The following is an 18,131-nucleotide window of genomic DNA, read 5'->3' as shown; positions in this document are numbered from 1 at the left end:
TTTCTCCTAATCGATTCGGTAGATTTCCAGTGAATCTTCTTCCAATTGAAAGGCATCATGCAGCGCATTAACCGATTTTGCCAAGTCTTCTTGTTTTACAAGCACCCATATGGTTGTATGACTGTCTGCTGATTGCAAAATTCGAATCCCCTGCTCGGATAATGCCGTTACAATTTTGGAAGTTACCCCCGGTACCCCGGCAATTCCAGCACCCACCACTGAAACCTTTGCGCAATGACGTTCAACAACAGGCTCATGACCTAATTCATGTAAGACGTTAATTGCAAGCTCTGACATCTCATCTGTTACTGTGTATATAACACCGTTTGGAGATATATTGATGAAATCAACGCTGATTTTTTCATTTGCCATCGCTTTGAACACTTCAGCCTGCAGATAGTATTGGTCTTTTTTCGCAAACACTTTTATTTGTGTGACATTTGAGACATGGGCAATTCCTGTTACGGTTCGTTCCTTTATATCACTGCCTCGATTTTCTTTATTGATCGTTGTAACGAGGGTCCCAAGATTATTGGAATAAGTGGAGCGAATTCGAATGGGAATCTTGGATTGCATCGCAATTTCCACCGCTCTTGGATGGATGACTTTCGCTCCCTGGTATGCCATATTGCACACTTCCGTATACGTAACGACAGAAAGCGGCCGGGCATTTTCAGCAATTCTGGGGTCCGCTGTCATAATCCCTTCGACATCCGTAAAAATATCGATCCATTCTGCATTCAGCGCGGCGCCAAGTGCCGCAGCAGATGTATCACTCCCGCCTCGGCCAATGGTTGTAATATCGCCATTTTTCGCTGCTCCTTGAAACCCTGCAACTACAACGACGTCTGCGTCCTCTAATTCACGTAGAAGCCGATCACATTTCATCTCCATAATTTTAGCATTGTTATGGTCGTTGTTTGTGCGAAAACCAGCTTGAGCCCCGGTTAATGCCACAGCATTAATCCCGCTTTCTAATAACATATTGGCAAAAATAACGCTCGATATGGTTTCCCCGCAGGACATCAGTAAATCAGTTTCTCGTTTGCTCGTTTTACTTTGGTTACCCCCAATTAAAGATAGAAGTGTATCCGTTGCATAGGGGTCCCCTTTTCTGCCCATTGCCGAAACAACGACAACGACTTTATAACCGTCCGCTATTGCTTTAACTATATGTCCCTCGGCATGTTTCCTTCCATTTTCGTCCCTGACAGATGTCCCTCCAAATTTTTGCACAATAATTTTCATGGTGACATTCAAAACCTGCCTTTTTGATGGAAACTTTATTCGCTTTCTTTCACAAGACCAAGCTTCACCAAGCTTTCGGCAATCTGTACTGAATTCCAAGCCGCACCTTTTAGTAAGTTGTCTGATACAACCCACATATGGAAACCACGGTCATCGTTTAAGTCCTTGCGGATCCTGCCCACAAAGACATCATTTTTCCCTACACAATTTGCAGGCATCGGATAAATTTGGTTCTCAGGATCATCTTGTAAAACGACACCTGGCGCTTCTTTTAACAATGCTTTAATCTCCTCGGCACTGACCCCGTCTGCTTCGATTTCAAAATAAACGGATTCAGAATGACCGACTGCGACCGGAAGGCGCACACATGTGGCCGAAACGGCAAGCTCGGGTACATGCATGATTTTCTTTGTTTCATTAATCATTTTCATTTCTTCAAATGTAAAGCCGTTCTCTTGAAATTTATCAATTTGTGGAATCGCATTAAACGCAATTTGATAATGATTGTTATCACTCTTCACCGGAAGAATTTCTGGTTTAAATGATTCATTATTTATAATGGACTTCGTTTGATCCATTAGTTCTTGAACAGCGGCTGCTCCCGCTCCGGAAACAGCTTGATAGGTTGATACAATGATTTTTTTCAAGCCTAATTTTTGCCTGATTGGTTCTAAGGCCACAACCATTTGAATGGTTGAACAGTTTGGATTGGCAATAATTCCTTTTTGCTGATGTAAATCTCCTTCATTCACTTCAGGAACGACCAAAGGGATATCCGGATCCATACGGAATGCACTTGTATTATCAACGACAATGGCACCGCGTTTTACAGCCTCTGGAGCAAGTTCTTTAGAAACACTGCCGCCTGCACTAAATAAGGCAATGTCTACCCCTTCAAAGCTTTCAGGCCTAGCCTCTTGAATGGTATATTCCTTACCATCTACGATTACTTTTTTTCCTGCAGAACGACCGGATGAAAGTAATGTTAACTGATTGAAAGGAAACTTTTGATTGACTAATGTTTGAAGCATTTGCTGGCCTACTGCGCCAGTTGCTCCGACTACTGCGACGTGAAAACCTTTTTGCTGACTCATTTCTGGTACCCCTTTCGGATTCTTATATGGTTATTTCCAAAGGAAATAATCTTGTAGGATAAAATCAATTCTCATCTAAAGAATTATTACTATATTCTAACATAATCCTTTGAAAGAAATAACCATTTTATACGATAGCGGGTATAATTAATCATCATCACGAAATCTTTCCACGAGGACAGGCTGAAGCTGTTTTCCTAAAATGGCATACTCGACGGTTTCAGAAAGCAAGGTCATTCTTGCCACCATGGAGTTTGGCTTTTTCACAGGATCATCCTGGCCGTATGGAATAAAATAGATATTTTTTGTTGCCATCAATCTCATTAAATTAACACCATTTAATCCAAGTGCATCATTCGTGGATATTCCAAGAACGACGGGCTTAAGATTTCTCAATGTTGCCTTTGCTGCCATTAGAACAGGACTATCGTTTATGGCATTCGCAAACTTACTCATTGATACGCCTGTCAGTGGTGCAATGACCATACAATCAAGGGGAATCTTTGGTCCTAGCGGCTCAGCTTTCACGATAGAATCAATCACTTTATTTCCAGTTAAATCTTCTATCCGTTGAATCCAATCCTCACCTTTTCCAAAACGGGTTTCCGTATTTTGAACTGTGAATGTTACAACTGGCATAACCTCTGCACCAGCTTGCACTAATTTTTCAATTTCCGGGAATACTGCATCGTATGTGCAATGAGATCCTGTTAACCCAAAGCCAATCCTTTTTCCTTTTAAACTCATTTCACTTTCCCCTTTCGCTTTCGCAAATCATCTTGTAGAAGTTGGGCAAGCACATTGGCGAGAATCAGACCTGCCGTTTTCGGTGCAACTATTCCTGGAAGGCCAGGTGCCAGTAATGCTTTAATTCCTCTTTTTTCGGCATATCTAAAATCGGTTCCGCCAGGCTTTGAAGCAAGATCGATAACGAGCGTATGGGGAGGCATTTTGGAAAGAACCGTTGCATTGACTATCGGAAATGGTACAGTATTAATTAAAATATCAACATCCTTCACTTCACGCTCTAAATCGTTAAAATGAAATGCAGTTAAACCCATCTCGGTAATTCGGGCTAAATGTTCACTCTTCCTTGCCCCAACCTTTACCTTGCCCCCAAGAGCTGCAAAGGTTCTTGCTACGCTCATTCCGCATCTTCCAAGACCTAATACCGTAATATTTGAACCGTGGATGGTAAAATCGGTATGCTGAATCGCCATCATGATGGTACCTTCGACGGTTGGAATCGAGTTGTAAATGGCCACATCGTCTCTCTCAAACAATTGAATGAGAGTCCGATTGCTTTGGTTTGTAATTCCATTTAAGTAGGAATTACTGATTCCGGAATATATGGTGCAGTAGTCAGGGGTTTTGGCCAACACATCAGCAGTTAAAATAACCTTTTCATTTGAAAAGATTGTTTCAATCTGTCCTTCCAAATTTGTACCTGGTACAGGTAAGATTAGGGCATCCATATTTGTTAAATCCGCTTCATCCAGCTTTTCCTTTACGGCACCAGTGAAGGCATGGTCAAGCTGTTCGAAGCCAATTAGCGATAATCTGGCATCTAACTCGGTTAACTTCCGGATAATTTCCAGCTGTCTTGCATCTCCACCGATCACGGCTATTTGCATCCCTGTCAGCATGAAAACATTCACCTTCTTTTTAAAAAATCCTAGCAGGAATTCATTTCTTTTTATCACTTCAACATCTTATGTAGGAAGGATTCATTCTGTGAGTTTTCCATTAAAGTTGAATAAAAAAAGCCCAAGCAACGCTTCGGTTGCTTGGGCTTTATAAGAAAAGCGGAAGGCGCCTGTTTATCGGCGACCAGCATAAGACGAGCCGGCAGGAAGGTTGTTCTTTAACCTTCATGACGGATTGGCTTATGACCTCGAGCCGATGGCGCCTGGAGCTAGACAGTTATAAAAGTTATATAGTTATTCCTCTTCGGGAACATCAATGATAATCATATCTGTGCCAATCTTCTTTATATGCTGCCAAGGGACACGGCTGACCTCCCCTTGTTTACGTAAACCGAACCATTTTAGAGAAGGAATAAGGAGCGCTTGGATTTGTCCTGTCCCTTCATTTATTTCCAAATCCGTTTGACCGAGAACCCCCAGTCGTTCAGCTTTTTTAACATCAACAATCTCTTTTCCACTTAATTCACTCAGCCGCATATTCTTAAAACTCCCTTCAAGACTTGTTACTATATATTTATCGAGGGAAGTCCTAAAATAGAATAAGAAAAGCGGAAGGCGCCCGATTATCGGCGACAAGCACAAGACGAGCCGGCCGAAAGGTTGCTCTTTAACCTTTTGGACGGATTGGCTTGTGACCTCGAGCCGATGGCGCCTGGAGCTAGACAAAATAAAAACAGTCCGGGCCCGAACTGTTTTATTTACATTCTATTTTAAGTTTTTCGGTAATTCCCCATCCGGGCTTATTAACGTGACTGAATATTTGTCATTAAAAATAGATCGTGCCATTTCATCTACACTTGGTTTCGAGACCAAATCAATCATTTCGATAATTTCGTCGAGTGAACGGTGACGCTTCAAAAGAAGCTCATTTTTCCCATTTCGGCTCATACGGCTATTGGTGCTCTCTAAACTTAGCATTAAACTTCCTTTTAATTGTTCTTTTGTATTGGTTAATTCCTTTTCAGTAATTCCGTCCTGCTTTAATTTCTCAAGCGTTTCCTGAATGGTTTCATAGAGTAAATCAAGCTGCTTGGCCCCAGTTCCCCCATAGACCGTTACAATCCCGCTATCCTGATAGGCCGAGTGGTATGAAAAAACGGAATAGGCTAACCCTCTTTGTTCCCGCACCTCTTGAAATAATCTGCTGCTCATACTGCCGCCTAAAACATTGTTTAAAATAATTAAGCTGTAAATATCCTCATGACCAATTTGAAGTCCTTCAAAGCCTACGCATAAATGGGCCTGCTCGGTTTCCTTTTTTCTTGAAATGCGATTGGAATGGAAAGCCGGTCTCATTTCAACACGTTGGCTCTCGCCGCCGGTATAAGAGCCAAAATATTTTTCCACTTCATAAATAAATGAATCCGATATATTTCCCGCAATCGATATCACCACATTTTCTGGAGTGTACCGTTCGTGGATATAGTTATTGAGTTTCTCTCCGGTAAATGTGTTAAGGGTTTCTTCTGTACCAAGAATTGGATACCCAAGAGGGTGGTCCTCATAAACGGCACGGCTTAATAAATCATGCACAATATCATCCGGTGTATCTTCATACATTTTGATTTCTTCAAGAACAACATTTCTTTCTTTATTTAATTCCTCTTCAACAAAAGTGGAATTAAAGAACATATCAGCTAAAACATCTAATGCAAATTGAGAATGAGTATCTAGTACTTTTGCATAGTAGCAAGTGTATTCTTTAGAAGTAAAAGCATTTACCTGACCGCCAATACTATCAAATGATTCAGCAATTTCTTTTGCAGACCGGGTTTTCGTCCCTTTAAAGAACATATGCTCCAGAAAGTGAGAGATCCCATTATTCTGTTGGTTTTCATTTCTTGAACCTGTTCCAATCCATACCCCAATCGCAACCGATCGAACGGTTGGAATATTTTCTAATACAATCCTTACCCCATTTGAACATGTGTATTTATTAATCATCGAACTCCTCCTGAATATAAACAGCTCCTGTTTTTCAATGCTATTACATTATTCTTTCCAAATTTAAACGTTCTTGCTCCAGATTATTTCATTATTCTTTCCTCATTCATTAATTCTGTGACCGTTCCGATTTTAAGATTCTTTTGTTCAATTAACGTGATTAAACGGTCAAGAGATTTAGCTGTTGCTTCCGTGGGGTGCATCAGTACCATTGAACCATTACCAATTTTACTGATAACCCGGTTAATCAGAACATCCGGTGTTGGCTTTTGCCAGTCAATTGTGTCAACAGTCCACATGACTGTTTTCATCTTTAATTCAGCCGCCACCTTAACCGTTTCATCACGGAAACTGCCGCTTGGAGGAGCAAACCATTTACAATTCACACCTGTTGCGGCCTTAATCACTTCATTGGTTTTGATCATTTCCAATCTTGCCTGGTCAGCTGTAAGCAGTTTCATATCCGGATGGGAATAGGAATGATTACCTACTTCATGTCCAGCACTGACGATCATTTTTGCAAGTTCGGGATTTTTCTTTACCCAATTTCCCTCTAGAAAAAAACTGGTCGTAATATGATGCCTCTTTAAGGTTGCAAGCATTTCTGACAGATATTCGTTCCCCCAGGCAACGTTTATGATAAAGCTTACCATTGGTTTATCAGGATGCCCTTTATAGATTGGTGAAGGGGGTAAATTATTTAAGTGAACTTTCGGTTTTATTTGTGTAAAGACCAATTTCTTTTCATCAAATTTACCTTTATTTTTCATCTTTTTATAGGATGCTGCAAGATCGACCTTTAGGCCATTATAACCCGGGATAGCCTTCCATACTTTGTCAATACGTGCATCGGAAGGTGGAACTTCAAACTTGGCAGCATTCTTAACGATACTCTGATACAGAGGATCTTCTTGCTTGGTCACAGACAACGCAGTATTTTGTAATGATTCAACATATGGATTCACAATTGGGTTGTTAACTGCGAACCAGCCAACTAAAAAAATAAACAGAATGATAATAGCCTTTTTCATCTACCTTCCCCCTTCCATAAAGATTATGAAAAATGGGGACAAGGTAGAACACCGAAAAGCGGAAGGCGCCTGCCTATCGGCGACAAGCACAAGACGAGCCGGCCGAAAGGTTGCTTTTTAACCTTTTGGACGGATTGGCTTGTGACCTCGAGCCGATGGCGCCTCCTCCTAAAAGCTATCGCTTTCAGTCGTGCGATGCTTATGCTGCCGGAGCTTTCCTTGTGGAGCTAGACAGTAATCTAATTTCAAAGTATACATAGAAAAAGTCAGGGTTCCCCCTGACTTTATGTCATCCCAGCATACCGGGGTTTTGCATTAATGTTTTTCTTCCGCCTTTTCACGCTGTTCCTTTAAAATCGCTTTACGTGATAGGTTGACACGGCCTTGTTTATCAATTTCAGTTACTTTAACCAGAATTTCGTCTCCAATTTTTACGACGTCCTCCACTTTTCCGACTCGCTCCTCAGCAAGTTCAGAAATATGAACAAGTCCGTCCTTACCAGCAAAAATTTCCACAAAAGCACCGAATTTTTCAATACGTTTTACTTTACCAAGATAGATTTGCCCAACTTCCACTTCACGGACAATATCTTCAATGATTTTCTTAGCTTTTTGGTTCATTTCCTGATTGGCTGACGCAATGAAAATCGTGCCATCCTGCTCGATATCAATTTTCACACCGGTTTCTTCAATAATCTTATTGATTTGCTTTCCGCTCGGTCCAATCACATCACGGATCTTATCAGGGTTGATCGCCATGGTGAGGATTTTTGGTGCAAATTGAGATAGCTCTGAACGCGGCTCGGCTAGTGTAGACAGCATAGAATCCAGGATTTGCATTCTTCCTTTCTTCGCCTGCTGCAGGGCTTCCTCTAAAATTTCACGTGAAAGACCTTCAATTTTGATATCCATTTGCAAGGCAGTAACACCTTTTGCGGTTCCGGCCACTTTGAAGTCCATGTCTCCAAGGTGATCTTCCATTCCTTGAATATCTGTTAACACCGTATAGTGTTCCCCGGACTTTACAAGCCCCATTGCAATCCCTGCGACAGGTGCTTTGATCGGAACACCCGCATCCATCATCGCAAGCGTACTTGCACAAATACTTGCTTGTGAGGTAGAACCATTAGATTCAAGAACCTCAGAAACCAGTCGGATCGTGTAAGGGAAATCTTTTTCATTCGGCACAATTGGTTCAAGCGCACGTTCACCAAGCGCCCCATGGCCAATTTCACGGCGTCCCGGCCCACGAATCGGACCCGTTTCTCCTACACTAAAGGAAGGAAAATTATAGTGATGCATGAATCGTTTTTCTTCCTCAATTCCGAGACCATCCAGAATCTGAACATCACCCATAGCCCCTAATGTACAGATGCTTAAAGCCTGAGTCTGTCCACGTGTAAATAGTCCTGAACCATGTGTACGTGCAAGCAAACCGACCTGTGAAGATAATGGGCGGATTTCATCAATTTGACGGCCATCTGGACGAATCTTCTCGACTGTAATTAAACGGCGGACTTCGTCTTTAACCATCTTATCTAAAATTTGCTTTACTTGCTTAATATCTTCATCTGTTGCTTCCGCTTCTTCATACTTTGCCAAAACTTGATTTTTTACTCCTTTAATGGCATCTTCACGTGCATGCTTTTCTTGGACCTGAATCGCCTTTACCAAATCAGCCTCGCACATTTCTCTTACTTCATCTTTAAGTTTTTTATCGAGTTCATAAAGAGAAATTTCTCTTTTTTCCTTGCCGATTTCCGCAACAATTTTTTCTTGGAATTCAATTAACCGTTTGATTTCTTCATGACCGAACATAATGGCCTCAAGCATAATTTCTTCCGGCACTTCATTCGCCCCTGCTTCAACCATATTAATCGCATCTTTTGTACCAGCGACAGTTAAATGAATATCACTTTGTTCTGCTTGTTCCACAGTTGGATTGATAATAAACTCTTCATTTACACGGCCTACTACGACACCGGCAATCGGACCCTCAAAAGGAATATCCGAAGTACATAATGCTAAAGATGAACCGAACATGGCTGCCATTTCAGTTGAACAATCCTGATCAACACTCATGACAATACTAATTACTTGTACATCATTACGAAAACCGTCAGCAAAAAGCGGACGTATCGGGCGGTCGATAAGACGGCTGGCTAAAATAGCTTTTTCACTTGGTCGGCCTTCCCGTTTAATAAACCCGCCGGGTATTTTCCCTACTGCATATAAACGTTCCTCATAATTAACTGTAAGTGGAAAAAAGTCCAGGTTTTTAGGTTCTTTAGAAGCTGTTGCCGTACTTAGCACGGCAGTATCTCCATAGCGTACCATTACGGCACCGTTTGCTTGCTTAGCTAATTGTCCAATTTCGACACTTAGCTTTCGACCGGCCCAATCGATCGAGTACTCATGTTTCGTTTGTTCCATTTTTTTACCCCTCTCAATCTAAATCACTTAGGAGGATGCTGCGAATTTTACCTAAAAATTTCGCAGTAATCATCTTAATTTTTATAAAAAAGCCAAAAATGCTTATGTTATCAATACAAATGTATTTATAGTATGCTCAAATTTACGTTATTTTAAATATGTATACAAAATTCTATATCTTTTTAAAGGCTAACAAAAAAGCGGGAAAACTCCCGCTTCTGATGTTTATCGACGAAGACCTAGTCTATTAATTAACTCACGGTAACGTTGAACATCTTTGTTACGTAGGTAAGTTAAAAGATTACGACGTTTACCAACCATTTTCAACAGACCGCGACGTGAGTGGTGGTCCTTCTTATGAGTACGTAAGTGCTCATTCAAATTGTTGATTGATTCAGTAAGGACAGCGATTTGAACTTCTGCAGATCCAGTGTCGTTTTCATGAGTTTTATACTCAGCGATAATTTGATTTTTACGCTCTTGAGTGATTGCCATCCTGATTCACCTCCTAAATATGAATCCCCTGTTACTGAGCAAGCGTCGGTGATTCGACTTGCCAAGCAAAGGTTTATTTTTAGTACGTTAATAAGAATACAATGTTTCTCGTCAAAAAGCAAGCAAAACCTTGATGATAATGTAAAGAAAGAGTTTTTTTGCGGCTTTTTTCATGAAGAATGTCGAGTTTGTTCAAAGTATTCGATGGCTTTTTGTTTATCTTTTTCAATTTGCGAGACGAGTTCATCAATACCGGAAAATTTTTGTTCCTTTCGCAAATATACATGCCATTCAATTACAACCTTTTCTCCATAAATAGATTGGTCAAAACGGAATAAATGAACTTCGATGGACGGCTTTTCTGCTACCTTGTTAAAGGTAGGCTTGTAACCGACATTGCAAACCCCTTGATACCATTCTCCATGCACTTTCATTTTTACAGCATAAACACCAAGCGGCGGGATAATATATTCCTCATTTACATCCACATTCGCGGTGGGAAACCCAATGGTCCGCCCCCGTTTATCACCGTGAATGACAATTCCTGTGGTCGTATAATATCTTCCTAATAATTCAGGCAGATTATTTGTTCTTCCTTCTTTTAAAAATTTCCGAATCTGAGTCGAGCTAATTTTTTCCTCACTGTTAGTGAATTTGGGAACGACCGAATAAGAAAATTGTTCCCGTGAATGGAATGGTAAAGTTTCCATTGTTCCTTTTCCCATCCGTCCATATGTAAAGTCAAAGCCGGCAACCACATGCATCACGTGCAAACCAATTATGTATTGATCAACAAATTCCTGTGGCAGAAGATTGGCAAATTCTGTTGTGAAATGGATGATAAATAAATAATCAATCCCCATCTCTTCAATGATTTTTATCTTTTCCGGTAATGGGGTTATATAGTGTACATGCTTTTCTGGTTTGCCCAACACTACCGATGGATGCGGATCAAAAGTCATAACCGCACTTTTTAATCCAAGTTTTTCAGCATTCCGTTTCGCTTCTAAAATGACTCTTTGGTGGCCGAGGTGGACACCATCAAAATAACCAAGTGCCATTGCAAGCGGCGGTAGTTCGTTTTTCTCTATATGATGTGGAAAATAAAGCTTTTTTACTTCCAAGGAAACTCACCTTTTCTATATACCGTACCCTTTAATCTAGATCATTTCGCAACACTTTAACCGGTTTAATCAAGTCAGGCTTTGTAGGATGCTTTGCATAAATGGCAAGTGCCTGTCCGTCTGTAGTTTCAGTGATAATAGGTCCGTTACTATTTTTTAAGATTTCCGGAACGGGTAGAAGTGCCCCATTCTTTACTTTCTCTGCTACTTTATCATTAATTACGTATTTCGGCAAATGAGAGAGTGCTGACTCTAAAGGTCTAAGGACATTTTCAATCCTGCCCTCTTCCATTAATTTTTCAATTTCTTCAAACGTAAGACAGTCCTCTATGTTAAAAGAAGCGGATTGGATTCTCTGCAAATAGGACATATGTGCTGGAAAACAGAGTCGTTCTCCGATCATCACAGCCAATGTTCGGATATAGGTTCCTTTGCTGCAGCTGACACGGAAACGGAATGAGAGGGGATCCCCACTAAATTCGTCCCTGTCATCTAGCAATTCGATTGTCTTTATCGTCACCGTCCGTGTCGGGCGTTCCACTTCGATGCCTTTTCTCGCATATTCGTAAAGCCGGACTCCATTCACTTTCACCGCGGAATACATGGGCGGGGTTTGCTCAATTTCACCTGTTAATGAGTTTAGGACCTCGAGAATTTCTTCCCTCTTTATGACGCGATTTACCGGCTTTTGTTCAACGACCTCACCGGAAGCATCCTCCGTTGTTGTCGAAAAACCTATGGTCACTTCACCTTCATAGGCTTTGCCAGCGTCGGTTATGTATTCAGCCACCTTTGTTGCCCTGCCGATACAAATCGGAAGAACACCGGTTACATCGGGGTCGAGCGTGCCAGTGTGGCCCACTTTTTTCGTTCTTAAAATTTTTCGCAGTTTAAAGACACAATCATGAGAGGTTAATCCTGCTGGTTTATATAATGGTAAAATTCCTTCCAAAAATTTTTGCACTCCTTTTTGTTGAAATTACTTTGTAGAAAAATTTCAAAGACACTTCGATACGTTTTTTTGACCGAAGTGTCCTTTAGTACACTCTTCGAGGACACTTTGACCATTTTTTATGCTTCAAGTGTCCTTGAGACCAATCTTCAAGGACACTTTGATCGGTTTTTACGTTTCAAGTGTCCTTGAGATCTCTCTTCGAAGACACTTTGATCGGTTTTTATGCTTCAAGTGTCCTTGAGACCTCTCTTCGAGGACACTTTGATCGGTTTTTATGCTTCAAGTGTCCTTGAGACCATCTTCGAGGACACTTTGACCGTTTTTTTTGCCCGAAGTGTCCTTGAGACCTCTCTTCGAGGTCACTTTGACCGCTTTTTATGCCCGAAGTGTCCTTGAGACCTCTCTTCGAGGACACTTTGACCGCTTTTTATGCCCGAAGTGTCCTTGAGACCTCTCTTCGAGTACACTTTGACCGCTTTTTATGCCCGAAGTGTCCTTGAGATCACTCTTCGAGGACACTTTGACCGCTTTTTATGCCCAAAATGTCCTTGAGGCCTCTCTTCGAGTACACTTTGACCGCGAACAACAAACCCATTGAAAAAAATGGATAGACATATGTCTATCCATCCATTTTATTCTTCCTCATTCTTTTCACCAGGTTTTTCATCATGATGCAATTGATGAAGCAGGTTTTCAATTCGATTTCCATAGTCAATGGATTCGTCGAATTCAAAGATAATTTCTGGTGTTTTTCTAAGTCTGATCCTGTGACCGATTTCAGTTCGAATAAATCCCTTTGCTTTGGCAAGACCTTTTAAGGTATTCTCCTTCTGCTCGTCATCACCTAAAACAGAAATATATACTTTTGCTTGCTGTAAATCTCCTGTAACCTGAACGTCTGTAACCGTCACAAAGCCGATGCGGGGATCTTTAATTTTACGACCGATGATGTCACTTAGTTCTTTCTTCATTTGTTCTCCAACACGATTTGCTCTGTGGCTCATCACATTCACCTCTTAACTTAAAGCCATTCTATCTCGGTGATCGTCCTCTCTATTTCTGGAAACGAGTCAATTAACTTCAAGGCATTTTGCAGTTCAAGTTCTGTCGCAACCCTGGTAGAAGTTACTGCTGCAATGGCAATTTTTGTTCTTTGCCATGTATCCTGAAAATCAACCTCTGAGACAGAGACATTAAATTTCTGCTTCAATCTTGTAAGGATGCGCTGCAATACCGCTCGTTTTTCTTTAAGCGAATGGGCATCGTAAATGAGGCATTCACAAACGGCCGCGCCGATGATCATTTACGCTCGATTTCTTCCATCACGAATGCTTCAATGATATCGCCTTCTTTAACATCATTGAAATTCTTAATGGTAATACCGCATTCATATCCTTGGGCAACTTCTTTAGCATCATCTTTGAAGCGTTTTAGGGCATCAATTTGGCCTTCAAAGATGACAACGCCGTTGCGAATTAACCGTATTCCACTGTCACGAGTGATTTTACCGTCTATTACATAAGAACCGGCAATCGTTCCCACTTTCGACACTTTAAAGGTTTGACGAACCTCGGCTTGACCAATGATTTTTTCTTCGAATTCAGGATCAAGCATCCCTTTCATCGCTGCTTCAATTTCTTCAATTACTTTATAAATAATACGGTGCAGACGGACATCCACTTTTTCAGCTTCTGCAGCACGCTTCGCATTTGCATCAGGGCGTACATTAAAGCCAATGACAATTGCATTTGAAGCGGCAGCAAGACTGATATCCGATTCATTGATCGCACCAGCACCACTATGAATGATTTTAATGTTTACGCCTTGGACATCAATTTTTTGCAGGGAAGCAGCAACGGCTTCAGCTGAGCCTTGTACGTCCGCTTTGAGGATAATGTTTAGATCCTTCATTTCCCCTTGTTTCAATTGATCAAATAAAGTTTCAAGGCTGACAATTGATTTTTCACCGCGCTGGGCAACAAGGGCCTGCTGTGAGCGGGCTTCCCCAACTTGACGAGCCGTTTTTTCATCTTCAAACACAACGAAGCGATCGCCTGCCTGTGGCACATCATTAAGACCAGTGATTTCAACTGGAGTAGAAGGACCAGCTTCTTTCACACGGCGGCCTTTATCATTGACCATCGCACGGACACGGCCAAAAGTGTTTCCAACAACGATTGGATCACCAATTTTTAATGTACCGTTTTGAATCAGTAAAGTTGCGACTGAACCACGGCCTTTATCTAATTGTGCTTCAATAACCGTACCCATTGCCTTGCGATTAGGGTTTGCTTTATATTCTTCCACTTCGCTCACAAGAAGAATCATTTCTAATAGATTGTCGATGCCATCGCCTGTCTTTGCAGATAGCGGAACGAAAATCGTATCCCCGCCCCATGCTTCTGATACTAAACCGTGTTCAGTTAATTCCTGCATGACTCGATCGGCATTGGCAGCTTCTTTATCCATTTTATTTACAGCAACGATAATTGGTACTTGAGCAGCTTTGGCATGGTTAATGGCTTCAACTGTTTGTGGCATAACTCCATCGTCTGCAGCAACAACCAGAATCGTAATATCTGTAATTTGTGCTCCACGTGCACGCATCGTTGTGAAGGCAGCGTGTCCTGGGGTATCCAAGAAAGTTATTTTCTTACCGTTTTCAACAACTTGATAGGCACCAATATGCTGAGTGATACCACCTGCTTCCCCTTCGGTTACTTTTGTATTCCGAATGGAATCCAGCAAGGTGGTTTTACCATGGTCAACGTGTCCCATAATGGTCACAACAGCAGGTCTTTCCTCAAGATCATCAGCTGTATCTTCAGTAAAGTAAACCTCTAAATCAGTTGTATCGATTTTGATTTCTTCTTCAACTTCGACACCATATTCACCGGCAATCAATTCAATTGCATCTTTATCTAATACTTGATTAATGGTTGCCATTACTCCAAGTAAAAAGAGCTTTTTGATGATTTCAGATGGTTCACGGTAAAGTTTTTTAGCCAATTCAGCAACCGTTAGAGATTCTGTGAAAGTAATTTTCGCAGGAAGCTCTTTCTCTTTTTTCTTTTGTGGCTGTGCTTGTTGAACAGGTGTATGATGATTCTTCTTTTTGTTATTATTATTACGATTTTGATTATTGTTATTATTATAAGGTCTTTTATTATTACCTTTTCCTGAATTGAAGACTTTATTTTCTTTCGATTGATATTCTTGGTTTTGCTTTTTGCCCTCAATTGTTTTGGGAGGAGAGACTACTTTCACTTTACTTGGTGCAGAGTTTTTCTCATCATCTTCCTCAAATGCCTTTGGAGTCGTTTTTGTCTGAACCAGTTGTTTTTGGGTTTGCTGCCCTTGACTAGGACGCTGATTCATTTGCTTTTGCTGCTGGGTATTAGCTTGTTTTTGCTGCTTTGCCCCATTGTTGTCTTTTTTATTATAAATTGCATCGAGTTTTACAATATCTGCATCTTCTATTGTTGCCATATGATTGGAGACCTCTATATTCATATCTTTTAATTTTGTAATGACGTCTTTACTTGAAACATTATGTTTCTTTGCATACTCATAAACACGAATCTTACTCATATTTTCACCCCCGCTAGAATTAATCGAGCAACGTTACCAGTTTTTTTGCAAATCCATCATCCAATACAGCAACAACAACGCGGGCTTCTTTGCCAATTGCTTGGCCCAGAAGATGGCGATTTTCCACGATTTTCAGTGGAATTTCATACGATTTACATTTGTCTGTAATTTTTTTGGTCGTGTTTGCAGATGCATCTGCCGAAAGTATTACGAGCCTTGCTTTACCGCCGCGAATCTCCTTAACGGCCAGCTCTTCGCCCGATATAATTTTCCGTGCTCGATTGGCCAAGCCAAGTAATGACATCCATTGATTTCCATTCATTTGGATAGCCGGTTCTCCTTCTCTATAAGCTCAAGAAGCTCTTCGTACAATGAATCATTTATTGAAACTTCCAAATGATTGGACAAGGTATTCTTTTTCTTGGCTTGTAAAATTGCTTCTTTGTCCTTTGAAAGATAAGCACCTCTGCCTGATTTCTTTCCAGTCAGGTCGATCGATACCTCTCCTTCTTTGGTGCGAACGATGCGAACGAGTTCTTTTTTCGGCTTCATTTCACCGGTTGCTACACACTTGCGCATAGGAACTTTTTTACGATTGTTCACTCATCATTCACCTCAACTTTAATCTAATTCTTCTTCAAATTCGAAATCATTTTGGGTCTGGTCATCAAATAAGCGAATCGTTTCTGCACGGGGGTAAATTCCCAGGTCTCGCGCTTCTGATTCAGCTTTAATATCGATTTTCCAACCGGTTAATTTGGCGGCTAAACGTGCATTTTGACCGCGTTTACCGATTGCAAGGGATAACTGATAATCCGGAACAACTACGGTAGTCGCTTTCTCATCTTCACTCACCATCACATCTAATACCTTTGAGGGGCTTAGTGAATTGGCAACAAAAACGACTGGGTCATCGGACCATTTTACAATATCTATTTTTTCCCCTTTTAATTCATTGACAACTGCTTGAACTCTTGTTCCTTTTGGACCAACACAAGAGCCAACCGGATCCACTTCAGGGTTATCGGAATGAACAGAAATTTTCGACCTGTCGCCAGCTTCGCGGGCAACTGATTTAATTTCCACTGTGCCGTCAAAAATTTCGGGCACTTCAATTTCAAATAATCGTTTTAATAAACCGGGATGAGTCCGGGAAACAAAGATTTGTGGACCTTTTGTCGTTTTTTCCACTTTGGTGATAAAAACCTTGATCCGATCGTGAGGCTTATATCTCTCGTTCGGGATTTGTTCATTCACAGGAAGAAGCGCTTCAATTTTGCCAAGGCTTACGTAAATGAACTTGGAGTCTATTCTTTGAACAATCCCGGTCATGATATCTTCTTCACGGTCAATGAATTCGGAATAAATAATGCCTCTTTCTGCTTCTCTTACACGTTGTGTGACAACTTGTTTCGCTGTTTGAGCGGCAATTCTGCCAAAGTCCTTTGGCGTAACTTCCATTTCCACAACATCTTCTACCTGATAGTTCGGATTGATTTGTCTCGCGTCCTGAATGGAAATCTCCAAACGTGGATCAAAAACTTCATCTACCACTTCTTTTCTGGCAAAAACTCTCATCGAACCAGATTGTAAATTCAAATCAATTCGTACATTCTGGGCCTGATTAAAATTTCGTCTATATGCTGATACAAGTGCTGCTTCGATTGCATCAATTAAAACATCCCTGGAAATACCCTTTTCTCTTTCCAGTATTGTTAGAGCATCTAATAATTCGCTGCTCATCGGCGTATATCCCCCTAACCTTTTTTCAATTTATTCTATTTTCACTAAAAAATAACCGCCAGCCTGGCTGCTGCTACTTTTTCATATGGAATCTCAATGGTCTTCTTTCGTGTTTTTATTTTCACTTCAATTGTTAATTGTTGACCATCAAAATCTAGCAATGTTCCTTCAAAACTTTTTTCACCATCTAAAGGTTCGTAGGTTTTAATAAAGACATTTTTGCCGATTGCCTTTTCAAAATCCTTGTCTTTCTTTAAGGGACGTTCAGCTCCTGGTGAGGATACTTCGAGAAAATAATTATGGGGAATCGGGTCAATCTCATCGAGCTTTTCGCTGAGTCGTTCACTTACATGTCCGCAATCCTCTATATCAACACCTTGTTCTTTATCGATATATACGCGAAGAAACCAGCTTTTTCCTTCTTTGACGTAGTCGATTTCCACCAATTCTAACCCAAGCTCTTGGATAATCGGAGCTGCCAGTTCTTCTACCACTTCCGTTACTTTGCTCATGCTAAGCCTCCTTTTTGCAAAATTCCACCCATATTATATGTAGTTCATGGAAAGTTTTATTAAGAAAAAGACGCAAACAAAATCAAGATGCGAAAGCGCCTTGGTCAGCCCCGACAAGCGCTGGAGGGCCAGACGGTGAAGTCGTTCTTTGACTTCATCGGCTGGACCGAAGCGATCGAGGGGCTAGGCGCTGAAGCTCGATTCCAAAACGAAAGAGTGGGTTTCCCCACTCTTAGATACGAGAGTATTTCTTAG

At 41.0% G+C, this 18,131-nt stretch carries 18 protein-coding genes; all 18 read right to left on the bottom strand.

Features of this window, described 5'->3' with window-relative positions:
• Nucleotides 1–6: 6 nt before the first annotated feature.
• The 18 genes from dapG to rimP all read right to left on the bottom strand — a co-directional run bounded on the left by dapG (nucleotide 7) and on the right by rimP (nucleotide 17,876).
• The gene (dapG, locus tag ACZ5XR_RS07005; RefSeq protein ID WP_464502248.1) at nucleotides 7–1,248 is read right to left on the bottom strand and encodes an aspartate kinase; all 1,242 of its coding nucleotides are present in this window, start codon (nucleotides 1,246–1,248) and stop codon (nucleotides 7–9) included.
• 35 nt (nucleotides 1,249–1,283) lie between these two features.
• Nucleotides 1,284–2,342, bottom strand: a complete 1,059-nt coding sequence (asd, locus tag ACZ5XR_RS07000; RefSeq protein WP_464500948.1) for an aspartate-semialdehyde dehydrogenase — start codon at nucleotides 2,340–2,342, stop codon at nucleotides 1,284–1,286.
• A 147-nt stretch (nucleotides 2,343–2,489) separates the two neighbouring features.
• Nucleotides 2,490–3,089, bottom strand: coding sequence for a dipicolinate synthase subunit B (gene dpaB / locus ACZ5XR_RS06995; RefSeq protein ID WP_464500947.1), 600 nt, complete (start codon nucleotides 3,087–3,089; stop codon nucleotides 2,490–2,492).
• The gene (dpaA, locus tag ACZ5XR_RS06990; protein WP_464500946.1) at nucleotides 3,086–3,988 is read right to left on the bottom strand and encodes a dipicolinic acid synthetase subunit A; all 903 of its coding nucleotides are present in this window, start codon (nucleotides 3,986–3,988) and stop codon (nucleotides 3,086–3,088) included. The genes dpaB and dpaA overlap by 4 nt, the downstream gene beginning before the upstream one ends.
• Before the next feature lie 294 nt (nucleotides 3,989–4,282).
• Nucleotides 4,283–4,525, bottom strand: a complete 243-nt coding sequence (locus tag ACZ5XR_RS06985) for a YlmC/YmxH family sporulation protein (RefSeq protein ID WP_464500945.1) — start codon at nucleotides 4,523–4,525, stop codon at nucleotides 4,283–4,285.
• A gap of 228 nt (nucleotides 4,526–4,753) precedes the next feature.
• Nucleotides 4,754–5,992: a M16 family metallopeptidase gene (locus tag ACZ5XR_RS06980; protein WP_464500944.1), complete on the bottom strand. Its 1,239-nt coding sequence runs from the start codon at nucleotides 5,990–5,992 to the stop codon at nucleotides 4,754–4,756.
• Nucleotides 5,993–6,075: 83 nt separating this feature from the next.
• Nucleotides 6,076–7,023 carry a polysaccharide deacetylase family protein gene (locus ACZ5XR_RS06975; protein WP_464500943.1) on the bottom strand — a complete coding sequence of 316 codons (948 nt, stop codon included), beginning with the start codon at nucleotides 7,021–7,023 and terminating at the stop codon, nucleotides 6,076–6,078.
• Between the two features lie 315 nt (nucleotides 7,024–7,338).
• Nucleotides 7,339–9,456 carry a polyribonucleotide nucleotidyltransferase gene (gene pnp, locus ACZ5XR_RS06970; protein WP_464500942.1) on the bottom strand — a complete coding sequence of 706 codons (2,118 nt, stop codon included), beginning with the start codon at nucleotides 9,454–9,456 and terminating at the stop codon, nucleotides 7,339–7,341.
• A 225-nt stretch (nucleotides 9,457–9,681) separates the two neighbouring features.
• Nucleotides 9,682–9,951, bottom strand: coding sequence for a 30S ribosomal protein S15 (gene rpsO / locus ACZ5XR_RS06965; RefSeq protein WP_464500941.1), 270 nt, complete (start codon nucleotides 9,949–9,951; stop codon nucleotides 9,682–9,684).
• Between the two features lie 170 nt (nucleotides 9,952–10,121).
• Nucleotides 10,122–11,075, bottom strand: coding sequence for a bifunctional riboflavin kinase/FAD synthetase (gene ribF / locus ACZ5XR_RS06960; RefSeq protein WP_464500940.1), 954 nt, complete (start codon nucleotides 11,073–11,075; stop codon nucleotides 10,122–10,124).
• Nucleotides 11,076–11,106: 31 nt separating this feature from the next.
• Nucleotides 11,107–12,027 carry a tRNA pseudouridine(55) synthase TruB gene (truB, locus tag ACZ5XR_RS06955; protein WP_464500939.1) on the bottom strand — a complete coding sequence of 307 codons (921 nt, stop codon included), beginning with the start codon at nucleotides 12,025–12,027 and terminating at the stop codon, nucleotides 11,107–11,109.
• Nucleotides 12,028–12,662: 635 nt separating this feature from the next.
• Nucleotides 12,663–13,034 (bottom strand): 30S ribosome-binding factor RbfA, encoded by a 372-nt coding sequence (gene rbfA / locus ACZ5XR_RS06950; protein WP_464500938.1) that lies wholly within the window; start codon nucleotides 13,032–13,034, stop codon nucleotides 12,663–12,665.
• Between the two features lie 17 nt (nucleotides 13,035–13,051).
• Nucleotides 13,052–13,333 carry a DUF503 domain-containing protein gene (locus tag ACZ5XR_RS06945; RefSeq protein WP_464500937.1) on the bottom strand — a complete coding sequence of 94 codons (282 nt, stop codon included), beginning with the start codon at nucleotides 13,331–13,333 and terminating at the stop codon, nucleotides 13,052–13,054.
• Nucleotides 13,330–15,621, bottom strand: a complete 2,292-nt coding sequence (infB, locus tag ACZ5XR_RS06940; RefSeq protein WP_464500936.1) for a translation initiation factor IF-2 — start codon at nucleotides 15,619–15,621, stop codon at nucleotides 13,330–13,332. Before infB ends, ACZ5XR_RS06945 begins: the two co-directional genes overlap by 4 nt.
• Nucleotides 15,622–15,640: 19 nt before the next feature.
• Nucleotides 15,641–15,943, bottom strand: coding sequence for a YlxQ family RNA-binding protein (locus tag ACZ5XR_RS06935; RefSeq protein ID WP_464500935.1), 303 nt, complete (start codon nucleotides 15,941–15,943; stop codon nucleotides 15,641–15,643).
• The gene (rnpM, locus tag ACZ5XR_RS06930) at nucleotides 15,940–16,224 is read right to left on the bottom strand and encodes an RNase P modulator RnpM (RefSeq protein ID WP_464500934.1); all 285 of its coding nucleotides are present in this window, start codon (nucleotides 16,222–16,224) and stop codon (nucleotides 15,940–15,942) included. The genes ACZ5XR_RS06935 and rnpM overlap by 4 nt, the downstream gene beginning before the upstream one ends.
• Nucleotides 16,225–16,242: 18 nt before the next feature.
• Nucleotides 16,243–17,364 (bottom strand): transcription termination factor NusA, encoded by a 1,122-nt coding sequence (gene nusA / locus ACZ5XR_RS06925; protein WP_464500933.1) that lies wholly within the window; start codon nucleotides 17,362–17,364, stop codon nucleotides 16,243–16,245.
• A gap of 44 nt (nucleotides 17,365–17,408) precedes the next feature.
• Nucleotides 17,409–17,876, bottom strand: a complete 468-nt coding sequence (gene rimP / locus ACZ5XR_RS06920; RefSeq protein WP_464500932.1) for a ribosome maturation factor RimP — start codon at nucleotides 17,874–17,876, stop codon at nucleotides 17,409–17,411.
• Nucleotides 17,877–18,131 lie beyond the last annotated feature (255 nt).

The organism is Neobacillus sp. Fa239 (assembly GCF_055395235.1).
The sequence above is the reverse complement of the archived record's forward strand: the minus strand, read 5'-3'. Positions and strand labels throughout refer to the sequence as shown.

What these genes read in the sequence shown, in the direction of transcription:
- dapG (WP_464502248.1), bottom strand. Translation starts at nt 1,248, where the DNA reads ATGAAAATTATTGTGCAAAAATTTGGAGGGACATCTGTCAGGGACGAA.
- asd (WP_464500948.1), bottom strand. Translation starts at nt 2,342, where the DNA reads ATGAGTCAGCAAAAAGGTTTTCACGTCGCAGTAGTCGGAGCAACTGGC.
- dpaB (WP_464500947.1), bottom strand. Translation starts at nt 3,089, where the DNA reads ATGAGTTTAAAAGGAAAAAGGATTGGCTTTGGGTTAACAGGATCTCAT.
- dpaA (WP_464500946.1), bottom strand. Translation starts at nt 3,988, where the DNA reads ATGCTGACAGGGATGCAAATAGCCGTGATCGGTGGAGATGCAAGACAG.
- ACZ5XR_RS06985 (WP_464500945.1), bottom strand. Translation starts at nt 4,525, where the DNA reads ATGCGGCTGAGTGAATTAAGTGGAAAAGAGATTGTTGATGTTAAAAAA.
- ACZ5XR_RS06980 (WP_464500944.1), bottom strand. Translation starts at nt 5,992, where the DNA reads ATGATTAATAAATACACATGTTCAAATGGGGTAAGGATTGTATTAGAA.
- ACZ5XR_RS06975 (WP_464500943.1), bottom strand. Translation starts at nt 7,023, where the DNA reads ATGAAAAAGGCTATTATCATTCTGTTTATTTTTTTAGTTGGCTGGTTC.
- pnp (WP_464500942.1), bottom strand. Translation starts at nt 9,456, where the DNA reads ATGGAACAAACGAAACATGAGTACTCGATCGATTGGGCCGGTCGAAAG.
- rpsO (WP_464500941.1), bottom strand. Translation starts at nt 9,951, where the DNA reads ATGGCAATCACTCAAGAGCGTAAAAATCAAATTATCGCTGAGTATAAA.
- rbfA (WP_464500938.1), bottom strand. Translation starts at nt 13,034, where the DNA reads ATGAGCCACAGAGCAAATCGTGTTGGAGAACAAATGAAGAAAGAACTA.
- ACZ5XR_RS06945 (WP_464500937.1), bottom strand. Translation starts at nt 13,333, where the DNA reads ATGATCATCGGCGCGGCCGTTTGTGAATGCCTCATTTACGATGCCCAT.
- infB (WP_464500936.1), bottom strand. Translation starts at nt 15,621, where the DNA reads ATGAGTAAGATTCGTGTTTATGAGTATGCAAAGAAACATAATGTTTCA.
- ACZ5XR_RS06935 (WP_464500935.1), bottom strand. Translation starts at nt 15,943, where the DNA reads ATGAATGGAAATCAATGGATGTCATTACTTGGCTTGGCCAATCGAGCA.
- nusA (WP_464500933.1), bottom strand. Translation starts at nt 17,364, where the DNA reads ATGAGCAGCGAATTATTAGATGCTCTAACAATACTGGAAAGAGAAAAG.
- rimP (WP_464500932.1), bottom strand. Translation starts at nt 17,876, where the DNA reads ATGAGCAAAGTAACGGAAGTGGTAGAAGAACTGGCAGCTCCGATTATC.